9 protein-coding genes and 1 other RNA gene are annotated in these 14,522 nt (G+C 35.5%); 5 read left to right on the top strand and 5 right to left on the bottom strand.

What is annotated here, in order from left to right; translation table 11 throughout:
- Positions 1 to 241 precede the first annotated feature (241 nt).
- The 3 genes from BZG02_RS04015 to ssrA all read right to left on the bottom strand — a co-directional run bounded on the left by BZG02_RS04015 (position 242) and on the right by ssrA (position 2,584).
- On the bottom strand, positions 242 to 1,471 hold the full coding sequence (locus BZG02_RS04015; protein ID WP_101260112.1) for a type II toxin-antitoxin system HipA family toxin: 1,230 nt from the start codon (positions 1,469 to 1,471) through the stop codon (positions 242 to 244).
- A 2-nt stretch (positions 1,472 to 1,473) separates the two neighbouring features.
- Complete coding sequence (locus BZG02_RS21285) at positions 1,474 to 1,710, bottom strand: helix-turn-helix domain-containing protein (protein WP_425432609.1); 237 nt, start codon at positions 1,708 to 1,710, stop codon at positions 1,474 to 1,476.
- A 472-nt stretch (positions 1,711 to 2,182) separates the two neighbouring features.
- Positions 2,183 to 2,584: a transfer-messenger RNA gene (ssrA, locus tag BZG02_RS04005) on the bottom strand.
- Between the two features lie 308 nt (positions 2,585 to 2,892).
- Between ssrA and BZG02_RS04000 the strand changes: the two genes are divergently transcribed.
- Positions 2,893 to 4,125, top strand: a complete 1,233-nt coding sequence (locus tag BZG02_RS04000; RefSeq protein WP_101260110.1) for an NAD(P)-dependent oxidoreductase — start codon at positions 2,893 to 2,895, stop codon at positions 4,123 to 4,125.
- A gap of 41 nt (positions 4,126 to 4,166) precedes the next feature.
- Here BZG02_RS04000 and rpe read toward each other — a convergent pair whose 3' ends face one another.
- Positions 4,167 to 4,817, bottom strand: a complete 651-nt coding sequence (gene rpe / locus BZG02_RS03995) for a ribulose-phosphate 3-epimerase (protein WP_101260109.1) — start codon at positions 4,815 to 4,817, stop codon at positions 4,167 to 4,169.
- A gap of 117 nt (positions 4,818 to 4,934) precedes the next feature.
- Positions 4,935 to 5,801 carry a sigma-70 family RNA polymerase sigma factor gene (locus BZG02_RS03990; protein WP_101260108.1) on the bottom strand — a complete coding sequence of 289 codons (867 nt, stop codon included), beginning with the start codon at positions 5,799 to 5,801 and terminating at the stop codon, positions 4,935 to 4,937.
- Positions 5,802 to 6,113: 312 nt separating this feature from the next.
- Here BZG02_RS03990 and rho point away from each other — a divergent pair, with 312 nt between their 5' ends.
- The 4 genes from rho (at position 6,114) to BZG02_RS03970 (ending at position 14,390) form a co-directional block, all read left to right on the top strand.
- On the top strand, positions 6,114 to 7,922 hold the full coding sequence (gene rho / locus BZG02_RS03985; protein ID WP_101260107.1) for a transcription termination factor Rho: 1,809 nt from the start codon (positions 6,114 to 6,116) through the stop codon (positions 7,920 to 7,922).
- Positions 7,923 to 8,206: 284 nt separating this feature from the next.
- Positions 8,207 to 9,394 carry an ATP-binding protein gene (locus BZG02_RS03980; protein WP_101260106.1) on the top strand — a complete coding sequence of 396 codons (1,188 nt, stop codon included), beginning with the start codon at positions 8,207 to 8,209 and terminating at the stop codon, positions 9,392 to 9,394.
- Positions 9,395 to 9,449: 55 nt separating this feature from the next.
- Positions 9,450 to 12,992, top strand: a complete 3,543-nt coding sequence (gene nifJ, locus BZG02_RS03975; protein WP_101260105.1) for a pyruvate:ferredoxin (flavodoxin) oxidoreductase — start codon at positions 9,450 to 9,452, stop codon at positions 12,990 to 12,992.
- A 384-nt stretch (positions 12,993 to 13,376) separates the two neighbouring features.
- Positions 13,377 to 14,390: a dihydroorotate dehydrogenase-like protein gene (locus tag BZG02_RS03970; protein ID WP_101260104.1), complete on the top strand. Its 1,014-nt coding sequence runs from the start codon at positions 13,377 to 13,379 to the stop codon at positions 14,388 to 14,390.
- Positions 14,391 to 14,522: the final 132 nt, after the last annotated feature.

Below are 14,522 nucleotides of genomic sequence, written 5' to 3'. Positions count from 1 at the left end.
GTTGTTGCAGGTCTCTAATGTGTTGGTAATGTGCTTCATGTAATTCGTTGGTATCCTAATAGGTATCTTGTTTCGTAATCGAAATTAATTTTGTATTTAGAATCATTTTAAGGATGCGAAAGTCTTTTGAAACATCGTTATTTAATTGAGAGGAAGTTGATTCTCAGAATTATTAGTTTCAGTTTTTTTTATCTTGTTGTATTTGAAGTCATCTTATTATTGAATTATCACTTTCTTATTTTTAAAATCTGGATCTAATGCCTTTCAAACTTGTTTCTATAGTTTTTATTGAGGCATTGGAAACTCCACATAATTCAGCATACATTCTCCAAGCATCGATGATATCCTTTATCTCATCGATAATTACCTTTGCTTTGTTGATCGAGAATATATCTGCCAATTCCAGTAATTCTTTCTTTCCTGGATCTACATAGTTTTTAGCGCAAGCTGTACTATGGAATCCCTGAGAAGATGACGAGAATGTCAAGTCATATGCTGGTGCAAGTGACCACATTCCTTTAGCATCCATTAGGAACGCAAAGTTTTTAGAATGATCATCACGATTATGTGCCAGCACATTAAAAACAGTCCTACGGAACATTTGTTCTGCAGCTTGCGCGTTATTTGTTAGTTTTTTTGCTTGGAAGATTAAATTCCCATAGTCAAGAGTGCTGTGTTCATAGTCATCATGAAGAAGTCCTGCAACTGAGAGCATATGAAGTTTATCATTCCCAATTCTATCAAATCGTTTGGTTCCAAAATAGCTGTTGCCGGCCTTGCTATGAAATACTTTACATTCAGACATTTTAATTCCTGAATCTAAAGCCATTTTATAATAGGCTAATTCTGTATTGGCAATATCCTTCGAATCTTCATTTGCTGCAAATTTGATAATCCAGTGTTCATATTCTTCTGGAAGATTTGCGATACCACTGATGATAGAATCTGTCTTTGGATTATACCCTGCATAAATTTTTGGTCGTGCTCCACCAGGACTACCTCCTCTTCCAAAGATTTCATCAATTACAACACTACTTTCGCCTTTGAGTACACGAGAAATATTGTTATTTAGTTTATCTAGGTTAATTTCTATAGCTTGTTGGTTCGACTCAACACTTGGTTTGTACTGTAGTGCTCCCATGCTATTTTTTCCGGCAAATGTTAAGTGATCTAACGCATTTAAAGATTCAATGGCAATTCGATCAGCACTGAGCCGCTTCTTTATTAGCAAGTATCCCCAAGCATCTGGTAAAGAGTCAGCGAATACACCAAAGAGGCCATTGAATGGTTTTTCTTCAGCAGTTTGAGGATTATCGTCAAACATTAGTTGATTGGGTGATAGATTCGTTCCTGATTTTAAATAAGCATCACTATATTTAAATAATATTCTCCGACCATCTATAATAAGCTGACCTACTAGTTCTTCTTGTTCAGAAAATTGTATGTATACGTTAAGTTTAGTTGTCTCCATAATCAATAATCAAATAGGTCTTTTTTTTGTTTCATATCGTTTGGTAGCAATATTGATTCAAAGTCTGTCAGACGATTAAGAACCTCACAGATCTTTAGAAGTGATTCAAGAGAAATAATACCTGTCGACTCGAATTTTCGAATACTAGCGTAAGCTACTCCGGATCTTTCTGATAATTTCCTCTGAGACATCTTCTCCTGTTTTCTTAAAATTATTATCTTTTTTGATAAAAGAATCATTACTTCTTTAGGTGAATTTTGATCTCCATACTCTCCCATATCTACTGTAAATTTAGAATGTAAAGGTACGGAATTTATATTAAAAATGCTATTGTGGTAGCATTTTATGATCTATTAACGGGAATATTGCTATCTGGGTAGCTATTTTGGTTCGAATGTTTATTTAGGCAGTAATGATTCAAAAAATGCACCTGTACGCTATATTTAGTCTGTAAAATGGATTGATTTTGCATTACCGTAACACAGGTTACGGTAATGGTGGTTTCGAGAAATGATATTGCATAGTTAATGAATTCGAAAAACGTTCTCTTTAGTTAAGAACTTTAGTAAATATTCTATCGAATATATTCCTTTGTCTTTAGTGGAAATGTGATTTTTTGGTATCCGAATAAGTATCTATATTTGAAATAAAATAGAGTATTTATAACGCAAAAACACCCTTAAGTCAATAACTTAAGGGTGTTTTTATGTTTGGTGGAGCTGCAGGGAATCGAACCCTGGTCCAAACACGCGATCAATAAGCTTTCTACATGTGTAGTGATTTATTGGTTTTCGTACAAAGTTAGGGAAAGCACACCCGAGTCTTTATCTTATCTTCTTAATTTCGCCCACTCCCCAAAGCGTGAAGTAGACTAACCCTGAATTGATAGCATCCAATTACTCACCGGAACAAGGTGGGACCATGAGCTGGACGTCTCGTCTCCGCTCCTAGAGCGGTGATGAAGCATTAATCTACTTTATTCGATTAAGCAGCAAGAGCGTAGTTATTTTCGCCAATTAAAAAGTTTGATATCCGATATTTACGAGCTGGAATAACAACGCTCGACATGCTTACATACTAATTCATCATGCTGTCAAAATCCACGTCAGCCCCAGAATCGATACAAAATTAATAAAATTCACACAGTTTGTATGATTTTTTCATGGAAACCTTACAGAATTAGTATTAAATTTAAGTTTGTAAGGATAGATGTTTAATTATCAATTACAAAGAATAAGTTTTTAGCTTGCTTAGTTTGTATTTGTTAAGAAATAACGCTTTGCTGATGAAGTAAATTAGGGAATTACTTCAAAAAGGGGAGGAATCTATTTGAGGAGTACAAATAACAGTCGCTTTTATGCTTATCTTAAAGTTTATTTTTCGTAATAAAATCGCTCAATTGCATATTAATAAGGAATCCTATGAATAAAAAAATTAGAATTGGAGTACTACGGGAGACCAAGAATCCACCGGATAGAAGAGTTGCAATACCACCAGTAACAGGCTTGCAAATTTTGAATAAATATCCTCATGTAAGTATCTATATTCAGCCTAGTGATATTCGCTGTTTTACGGATTCCGAATACCGTGAGCAAGGATATTTTTTAACGGATGATTTACGCGATTGTGATATTTTAATTGGGGTGAAAGAAGTTGCTATCCCAACCTTAATTCCAAATAAAACCTATTTATTTTTTTCACATACTGCCAAAGAACAACTTTATAACCGCGAATTACTACAACAAATAATCAATAGAAATATAACATTGATTGATTATGAGTATTTAAAGAATAGTAAAAATAAGCGTTTGGTAGCTTTTGGACATTGGGCCGGGGTAGTTGGCGCATATAAAGCTTTAAGAGCAAGAGGGGTGCGTACCGATTTTTTCGATTTGCCACCGGCTAGTGCGTGTAAGGATATGGAGGAGATGTATATGCATCTGAAAAAGATTAGTTTAAAACCAATAAAGATATTACTTACGGGAGGTGGTCGAGTTGCAATGGGAGCAATGCAGACACTTCGGGTGCTAAACTTAAAAGAGGTGACACCGACACAGTTTTTACATGAAAATTTTAACGAACCAGTTGTTTGTCGTATCGATCCGGAACATTATGTAGAGCGAATAGATGGAGCGGTATTCAGCGTGCAAGATTTTTATGAGAATCCGACATTATATCGTTCAACTTTTAAACCTTTTACGAAAGTAACCGATTTATTTATTGCCTGCCATTATTGGGATCCCAAATCACCAAAATTCTTAAAGCCAGAAGATTATAAGGAAGAGGATTTTAAGATATCGGTAATAGCAGATGTCAGTTGTGACCTAAATGGTCCCATAGCTTCTACGCTTCGAGCTTCCACAATTGCTTCTTCATTTTATGGATACGAGCGTTTTACCGAAGAAGAAACCATTCCTTTTATCGATAAAAGAAACGTTACAGTTATGGCCGTAGATAATTTACCGGGCGAATTGCCACGAGATTCTTCAATTGATTTTGGCGAAGCTTTGTACCAGAATGTGTACGATTATCTTTTTGGGGAGGATCCTGATGGGGTGGTAGAGCGGGCTACGATTGCAAAAGGTGGCCAATTAACCGCTCATTTTGCTTATCTTCAGGCGTATTTAGAAGGGGAAGATGTCCTTAGAATATAAAAAGAAAGACCAAATGTTTTTTGCATTTGGTCTTTTGTATGTTATAATTTTTTTAATTCACTAATGGTTTGATGTGGATTAGTAGCTCCAAAAACAAAGCTTCCGGCAACCAAAGCATTCGCTCCTGCTTCCATTAATTTTTTACCTGTTTCTAAATTTACTCCTCCATCTATTTCAATAATTACCGAGGCATTTTTCTCTTTAATTAATTGAGCTAACTTTTCAACTTTTGAATAGGTATTCTCAATAAAACTTTGTCCGCCAAAGCCAGGATTTACGCTCATTAAAAGAACTAAATCAATATCAGAAATAATTTCTTCTAAAACAGAAACTGGAGTATGAGGATTAAGTGATACGCCGGCCTTCATACCATAATTGTGAATGTTTTGAATGGTTCGATGAAGATGTGTACATGCCTCATAATGAACGGTTAGTATGTCTGCACCTGCCTTTTTAAAAGCTTCCACATAGCGATCTGGATCGATAATCATCAGATGAACATCTAATGGTTTCTTAGCAATTTTCTTTATTTGCTCAACAACAGGCAGACCGTAGGATATGTTGGGAACGAATACTCCATCCATAATGTCTAAGTGAAACCAATCGGCATCACTGTTGTTTACCATTTCGATATCGGCTTTTAAGTTGGTGAAATCTGCCGCTAATAAGGAGGGGGAAATTAATGTTTGCATTTGGTTGTTTATATTTTGTTTAAAGAAAGCGCAAAGATATAATTAAAAAAGGATAAGAGGAGGCAAATGAAAATTCACCAGTTATTCTTATCCCTTTCTTCACCCTAAAATAAAAATTTATTCTCCTAAATAAGTTTTTAATATTTTGCTTCTAAATGTTGTTTTCATTCGTTTAATTGCTTTTTCTTTAATCTGGCGAACCCGTTCTCGAGTTAATCCAAATTCTTTTCCAATTTCTTCTAAAGAGTATGGTGGTTTTCCATTTAAACCAAAATACAATCGAATAATTGCCGCCTCCCGTTTCGAAAGTGTTGATAAAGAGCGGTCAATTTCTTTACGGAGCGAATCTCGAATTAACTTTTTATCCGGGCTAATTTCATCATTACTAAGCAATATGTCGTAAAGCGTATTCTCTTCGTCTGGATTTATAGGTGCATCCATAGAAATGTGTCTTCCCGAAGCCTTAAGAGCTTCTTTTACATCCTTAGGACTCATTTCAAGTATGACAGCAATTTCTTCAGGGGAAGGTTCCCGCTGATATTCTTGCTCCAATTGAGCGAATGTTTTGTTGATTTTATTAATAGAACCAATCTTGTTTAACGGCAGTCGAACAATTCGTGCTTGTTCGGCTAATGCTTGCAGAATGGACTGTCGAATCCACCAAACAGCATAAGAAATGAATTTAAAACCTCTTGTTTCATCAAATCTTTGAGCCGCTTTAATTAGTCCTAAGTTTCCTTCGTTAATCAAATCAGGTAGGCTAAGACCTTGGTTTTGATATTGCTTTGAAACGGAAACGACAAAACGTAAATTGCTTTTAATTAGTCGATCAAGAGCTTTTTTACTACCCTTTTTTATTTCCCTGGCAAGCTTAACTTCTTCTTCAGCTGAAATAAGATCGACCTTCCCAATTTCATGAAGATACTTGTCAAGTGACGGAGTCTCCCTGTTGGTTACCTGTTTAGTGATCTTTAGTTGTCTCATAGTGGATTTTAATGGTATTTATATACGAGTGGGCTATCCTCGTTTATATTTAAATATAACAAAATCATTTTGAAAAAGAAATTTGTGGCACTTTCAAGAGGTTTATTTTGAGATTAATATATTTATTGACGAACTTTGGATATCTATTTGAATAATAAAATCATTTATTTTTTGTGAATTATAACTAATTCCGTAATATTGCAATTGAATTCAGATTAATTCTTCTCATTTAGAGGTCGAAAGATCAGGTTCCCAATTGTTCAAAACAATTTCTATCTAAAAAAATCACCCGAAAATATTAATATATCATTTATGTACGATATTCTTGAATTAAACAAGAAACTTGTGCCTGAATTACGAGAAATCGCTAAAGAACTCAACGTTAAAAAAATTGAGTCTTTTAAGAAACAGGATTTAATTTATCGAATCCTTGATCAACAGGCAATTGTAGCTTCTGAAAGAAAAACACCAGAAAAAAAGACTATCCTAAAAAGACCTAAGAGTCCAGTAGGGGATAATAAGGCTGATGAAGGGCGATCTAGATCGCTTCTGCATAAAAGAAAAAAGCCAGAACAACCAGTTAAAGATGCTGTAAGTACTGAGGCTGCTCAGGAAAAAAATACAGCACCAAAAGATGCCCCAAGAAATCCTATCCGAGAAACTAGAAGACCTGCCGAAAAAGCGGTAGATGTTGCTGTGGAGGAGAAAACGGAAGAGCATTCAAAATCTGCAGATTCAAATACTTCTGTTGCAACTGAAAATGTACAGCGAAACGATAGATCTGCTAGAGCCCCAAGGCCAGCTAGAGCCCCAAGGCCTGCAAGAACACCAAGACCAGAACGTCAGGAAAGACAAGAAGGACAGGATGTTCAGGATGTTTCTGAGGAGCAAGTAAAGGCAGAAGGACAAGAGGCGAGTGATAAACCTGAGAAATCGGAAAGACAAGAGAATTCAGGTAGAAAACGTTTTGAAAAACGAGAAAAAGAGAAATTATTTGAATTTGATGGGATTATTGATAATTCAGGAGTTTTGGAAATTATGCCTGATGGTTACGGTTTTCTTCGCTCGTCGGATTATAACTACTTAAATTCTCCTGATGATATATATGTGTCGCAGTCGCAAATCAAATTATTTGGTTTAAAAACCGGAGATACGGTAAATGGAACAATTCGTCCGCCAAAAGAAGGGGAGAAGTATTTTCCATTAATTAAAGTCGCTAAAATAAACGGCAGATTACCAGAGGTAATTCGTGACCGTGTACCTTTCGATCATTTAACTCCTTTGTTTCCTGATGAGAAATTTAATTTAACAGGAAAGGGAATGAACTCTATGGCAACTCGTGTTGTTGATATGTTTGCTCCAATTGGTAAAGGACAAAGGGGATTAATTGTAGCACAACCAAAAACAGGTAAAACTGTTTTGTTGAAAGAAATTGCAAATGCAATTGCTGCGAATAATCCTGAAGCATATATGATTATTTTGCTTATCGATGAGCGTCCAGAGGAGGTTACCGATATGGCAAGAAGCGTAAATGCCGAAGTTATTTCTTCTACTTTCGATGAGCCAGCAGAGCGTCACGTTCGTGTTGCGAATATCGTTTTAGAGAAAGCAAAACGAATGGTGGAGTGTGGTCATGATGTTGTGATTCTATTGGATTCAATAACTCGATTAGCTCGTGCTTACAATACCGTTTCTCCTGCTTCTGGAAAAGTTTTATCGGGTGGTGTTGATGCAAATGCATTGCACAAACCTAAACGTTTCTTTGGTGCAGCAAGAAATATCGAAAATGGTGGATCGCTTACAATTTTAGCAACAGCATTAACCGAGACTGGTTCTAAAATGGATGAGGTTATCTTTGAGGAATTTAAAGGAACTGGTAATATGGAGCTTCAATTAGATCGTAAGTTATCTAATAAACGTATCTATCCTGCTGTTGATATTACAGCTTCAAGTACTCGTCGTGAAGATCTTCTTTTAGATGAGAACCAATTGAATCGAATCTGGATTCTTAGAAATTATCTAACAGATATGAATTCTATTGAGGCAATGCAATTTTTGCAGGATCGTTTACGCAAAACAAAATCGAACGAAGAATTCTTAATCTCAATGAACGATAAGTAAATTACTTTTTGTTTTTTTTAAGATATAAAAGGGTAGTGATTACGGTCACTACCCTTTCTTTTTGTGTTAAACGGAAAGTGCTAATTTGTATTCGAATTAACTCTTTCTTAAAGATTGAGAATAGAAGTGTTTTTAGGTCTAGTCTATTTATAATTAGTGATTTATATAATTACTGTATCTTATTTTAAATAAGTATAAATAGCAAAAAGAAAAGCTTTTTGTAATCTCTAGATAGCAAAAAATCCCTTTTATTCTATAAATTTGCGAAGTAAATTCGACAGAAAATGAATACTTTAGTACAGACTCACAATAGTTTGTTGAAGCATAAGAAAGGCACGATTAGACGTGAGCTGGCCGATGAAATTGATTGGTCGCATCGTTTAATAGCCATTAAAGGATCCAGAGGAGTTGGGAAAACAACTTTTTTATTGGATTACATTCGAGAGCATCATGCAAACGATAAAAATTGCTTGTACATTAATTTGAACAATCTATTTTTTACCGAGAAAGGTTTAGTGCCATTTGTAGATGAGTTTTATAAAAGAGGTGGTAAAATTTTATTATTGGATCAAATTCATAAATATCCAGAGTGGGCAAAAGGCTTGCGAACTTGCTATGAAGAATATCCTGATTTAAAAATTATTTTTACCGGTTCATCTATTCTTCGCATTAAAACGAATGAAGATTTGAAAGGTTATGCAAGTGTTTACTACTTAAATGGCCTGTCTTTTAGAGAATTTTTAAATTATGAATCGGGAAATAGTTTTCCTCGTTACACCTTGGAAGAACTTTTAACAAATCACGAAAGTATTGTAGAAGAAATTCTTGGCAAAGTTCGTCCGTTAGCTTATTTTAATGATTATTTAAGATTTGGATATTATCCTTGTTATCAGGATGAGAAAAGCTTTATAGATAATCTATTGAAAATGATTAATTTAATTTTGGAGTTTGATATCACTTATTTGAATCAAATTGAGTTGAAATACCTCTCGAAATTAAAGAAACTTCTATACATTATTTCTTGTAATGTACCCTTTCAGCCAAATGTTAGTAAGTTGGCAAACGATGTGGAAACATCAAGAGCTACAATTATGAATTACCTGCGTTATTTAAAAAATGCAAGATTAATTCGTTTACTGAATTCTTCGGAGAGTTATAAGGATGCCTCCAAGAAACCTAATAAGGTATATCTACACAATACAAATTTATTATATGCTATAGCACCCGAGAATGTAAATGAAAGCAATCTTCGAGAAACGTTTTTTTACAATCAGGTTGGTCCCGATAGGAATATTTCGAGTACCGACAGAGGGCATTTTTTAGTGAATGATAAGTATAATTTTGAAATTACAGGTAGTGATGATTCGTCGGAGTCAAAATTTAGGACGGAGGACTTTTTTATTGCTGCTGATATGATAGAACGAGGTGAGGGAAATAAAATTCCACTTTGGTTGTTCGGCTTTTTGTATTAAAGAATTAAATAGAAAAATAAAATACCAAATAATAAAATTTAATCGGAGGAGTAAAATGGCAAGAGAAAAAAAATTCATTACCTGTGATGGTAATGCAGCTGCCGCTCACGTAGCATATATGTTTAGTGAGGTTTCTTGTATTTACCCAATCACACCATCTTCGCCTATGGCTGAATATGTTGATGAGTGGGCTGCACAAGGACGTAAGAATCTTTTTGGAGAAACAGTTCAGTTAGTAGAAATGCAATCGGAAGCTGGTGCAGCGGGTGCTGTTCACGGTTCTTTACAAGCTGGTGCATTAACAACTACATACACTGCTTCTCAGGGATTGTTGTTAATGATTCCTAATATGTATAAAATCGCTGGTGAATTATTGCCATGTGTATTTCATATTAGTGCTCGTGCTCTTGCAGCTCAAGCATTAAGTATTTTTGGTGATCACTCAGATGTTTATTCAGCACGTCAAACTGGTTTCGCTATGTTAGCGTCAAGTTCAGTTCAGGAAGTAATGGATCTTTCTGCTGTTTCTCACTTAACTGCAATCAAATCAAGAGTTCCTTTTATGAACTTTTTCGATGGTTTCCGTACTTCTCACGAAATTCAGAAAATCGAATCTGTTGATATGGAAGACATGAGAGGTCTTGTTGATCAAGAAGCTCTTCAAGCTTTTCGTGCTCGTGCATTAAATCCTGAAGCTCCTGTAACAAGAGGAACAGCTCAGAATCCTGATGTGTATTTTCAGTCTCGCGAGGCTGCTAACCCATTTTATAATGCGGTTCCGGATATCGTTGCTGATTATATGAAGGAAATGACTAAAATTACTGGAAGAGAATATAAGCCTTTCATGTATTATGGTGCTCCTGATGCAGAAAATATCATTATTGCAATGGGTTCTGTAAACGAAACCATTAAGGAAACAATTGATTTCAAAATGGCTAACGGAGAAAAGGTTGGTCTTGTTTGTGTTCATTTGTATCGTCCTTTCTCTGCAAAACATTTCTTAAGTGTTGTTCCAAAATCAGTAAAACGTATTTGCGTTTTGGATCGTACCAAAGAAACTGGTGCCAACGGAGAGCCTTTATATCTTGATGTAAGAGAGATATTTTACGGAAAAGAAAATGCTCCTGTAATTATTGGTGGTCGTTATGGATTAGGTTCTAAAGAGGTGACTCCATCTCAAATTGTTGCAGTTTACAAAAACCTTGCAATGAACGAACCTAAAAATCAATTTACTTTGGGTATCGTTGATGATGTTACTTTTACATCTCTACCTATGTTGCCTGAGGTGAAAATGAACTCTGAATCTCTTTACGAAGCTAAATTTTATGGTTTAGGTTCTGATGGTACTGTTGGAGCTAACAAAAACTCAATCAAAATTATTGGTGGTTCTACCGATAAATATTGTCAAGCTTATTTTGCTTACGATTCTAAAAAATCTGGTGGATTTACAGCTTCTCACCTTCGTTTTGGTGATGAACCTATCCGTTCTACCTATTTAGTAACTACTCCTGACTTTGTTGCTTGTCACGTTCCTGCTTACGTGTATTTATACGACGTATTGAAAGGATTGAAAAAAGGTGGTTCTTTCCTATTAAACTCCATTTATGATGCTGAAGAAACGGTTAAGAATCTTCCAAATCATATGAAAAAGTACTTGGCTGATAATGAGATCAAATTCTATATTATTAACGGTACAAAATTGGGTGAAGAGTTAGGTCTTGGTAACCGTACTAATGCAATCATGCAAGCTGCTTTCTTTAAAATTACCGGTGTAATTCCTTTCGAGAAAGCTGCTGAGGAAATGAAAAAAGCGATTGTGAAATCGTATGGTAATAAAGGAGAAAAAGTAGTTAACATGAACTTCGCAGCTGTTGATGCTGGTGGATCTAATGTTGTTGAAGTTAAAGTTGCTGCTGATTGGAAAAAATTGGAAATTAAAAACGAAGCTGTTGCTGTTTCTAATGATCGTCCTAAGTTTGTTGCTGATGTTTGTGATCCAATGAACGCTCAAAAAGGAGACGATCTACCTGTTTCTGCATTCTCTGGTCGCGAAGATGGTACTTTCCCTAATGGAACTACTAAATTCGAAAAACGTGGTGTTGCAGTAAGTGTTCCTGAGTGGAATGAGGAAACTTGTATTCAATGTAACCAATGTGCTTACGTTTGTCCTCACGCTGCAATTCGTCCTTTTATTTTAACCGACGAAGAATTAGCAGCAGCTCCTGCTGGAACTACTGTTAAGCCTGCTACAGGAAAAGAATTGAAAGGTTTACATTTCCGTATTCAGGTTGCAGTTGAAGATTGTACAGGTTGTGGTAACTGTGCTGATGTTTGTCCTGCTCCTAAAGCAAAAGCTTTAGAAATGAAACATTTGGAAACTCAGTCTGCTGAGAAAGAAAGATGGCATTATATGGACGAAAAAGTAGGTTACAAAGATTTGTTGCCTAAAAACAACGTGAAGAATTCACAATTTGCGCAACCATTATTCGAGTTCTCTGGAGCTTGTGCTGGATGTGGTGAAACTCCATATATCAAATTAATTACTCAGTTGTTTGGCGAGAGAATGATGGTTGCTAATGCTACTGGTTGTTCTTCTATTTACGGTGGTTCTGCTCCATCTACTCCATATTGTAAAAACGATAAGAGTGGTAAAGGTCCGGCTTGGGCTAACTCATTATTCGAAGACAATGCCGAGTTTGGTTTTGGTATGAACGAAGGTGTACGTAAAATGCGTAACCGTATTGCTCTTCGTATGGAAGCTGCAATGGATGCTGTGAATGCTGATACTAAAGCTGCTTTTGCAGAATGGTTAGAGAACAAAAACAATGGAGAGGCTTCTATTGCTGCTTCGGCTAAAGTGGAAGAAGTTCTTGCAAATGAAACTCATGCTGTTGCTAAAGAGATTCTAGAGCTTAAAAATTACCTGATCAAGAAATCTCAATGGATTTTTGGAGGTGACGGTTGGGCTTATGATATCGGATTTGGTGGTTTAGATCACGTATTGGCTTCTGGTGAAGATGTAAATGTTTTGGTAATGGATACTGAGATATACTCTAATACAGGTGGTCAAGCATCTAAAGCAACTCCTGTTGGTGCTGTTGCTAAGTTTGCTGCTGCAGGTAAGCGTATCAGAAAAAAAGATCTTGGTATGATAGCAATGTCTTACGGATATGTTTATGTAGCTCAAGTTGCTATGGGAGCAAATCAAGCACAATACATGAAAGCTGTTAAAGAAGCTGAGGCTTATCCAGGACCATCTTTGATCATTGCTTATTCTCCATGTATTTCTCACGGATTGAAAGCATCTATGGGTAAATCACAAGCAGAAGAGAAAAAAGCGGTTGAAGCAGGATACTGGCACTTGTATCGTAACAATCCAGCATTGGAAAATGAAGGCAAAAACCCATTTACTCTTGATTCAAAAGAGCCTGTTTGGGAAAATTTCCAAAATTTCTTGTTGGGTGAGGTTCGTTATACTTCATTACAAAAATCGTTCCCTGAGCAAGCTAAAGAATTGTTTGTTGCTGCCGAAGAGAATGCGAAGTGGAGATTTAAGACCTACAAACGTCAAGCTGCATTAGATTATTCCGAAGAATAAACTTTTAAGTATACATAATAAAAGGGATTCCATTTTTGGAATCCCTTTTTTTGCATTAATAATTAACTAAGGGATAAGCGATATAAGCTGTTCATGTTATTTTCAGATCAATATTCTTTCTTGCAGAAATGGTGCTTTTTATACCATGTCATCGATAAAAGGGATCTAATTATTGTAGAATTGCAAAAGTGTAATGAAAATGTTTGGATCTATTTTTAGAAGGCATTTTGTAATTAAAAAAAAATAAGACTGTCAAGTCCTTTATTTGTGGGCGCTTCAGGGTTTTGTATTGATAGTCAGAATTTTAAATTTGATTTTTTGGTTGAATATATCAGGTTCATTTATTAAATTTAATAAGAACAGAAATTTAAAATCAAAAATAATATGGCAAATCTAAGCGTTGAATTTATGGGATTAAAACTCAAAAATCCCATAGTCGTAGGAGCATGTACTCTTTCAGCTACCGTTGAAGGAGCTCAAGAATTGGAAAAAGCAGGGGCGGCAGCAATTGTTTATAAATCTCTTTTCGAAGAGCAAATTCAGATGGAACGAGCACAATTAGCGAATGAACTTGATGAATATACGGATAGAAATGCAGAGATGACTTCTCTTTTTCCAGCTATTGAACATGCCGGACCTAAAGCACATATCATGAGGTTGTCGGAGGTGAAAAAGGCTGTGAATATTCCTGTAATTGCCAGTTTAAATTGCATTTACGATGTTACCTGGTTCGATTACGCCAAACAACTGGAGGCAGCTGGAGTGGATGCTTTGGAATTGAATTTTTACCAAATGCCGGGAGATATTGATAAAACGGCGGCTCAAATGGAGGATGAAAAGGTGAAAATTGTAAAAACACTTAAAGAGAGATTGTCAATTCCTTTTTGTATCAAGCTTAGTCCGTACTATACCAATACATTAAATTTTGTGAATCGATTAGATCAGGCAGGAGCCTCGGCATTTGTATTATTTAATAGATTGTTTCAACCAGAAATTGATATTCAAACCGAACGACATGTTACAAACTTTAATTTGAGTCATCAGGGAGATTATAAATTAGGATTGCGCTATGTTGGTTTGTTATATAAAAAGATTTCAGGAGGATTATGTGGTTCAAATGGGATCTATAACTATGAGGATGTAATACAGATGCTTTTAAGTGGTGCCGACATTGTTCAGGTGGTTAGTGCATTATATAAAAATAAACCTTCGCATATTGCTCAAGTTCTTTCGGAGTTAGAGGAGTGGATGGATAAGAAAGGATACAAGAGTCTGGATGAGTTTAGAGGAAAATTGTCGGATAACAAATTAAAAGCTTCTGATATTTATTACAGAGCTCAATATTTGGATTTTATTCTGCATCCCGAAGAAATAATAAATAAGTATCCAATGAGATAAAGCTTTGATAATTTGAGGAAACAGCCGGTTAAAAGATCGGCTGTTTTTAATGAATATTACTCAGGCGAAAGTGGGTTATAATATTCTGCAAACGTTTGAAAAACAAAAGTGTAAATCATTTGAAAAAAGACA

The sequence above is a fragment of the Labilibaculum filiforme genome, from assembly GCF_002843315.1.
Lineage (GTDB): Bacteria > Bacteroidota > Bacteroidia > Bacteroidales > Marinifilaceae > Labilibaculum > Labilibaculum filiforme.
This window is presented reverse-complemented; position numbering and strand designations above follow the sequence as displayed.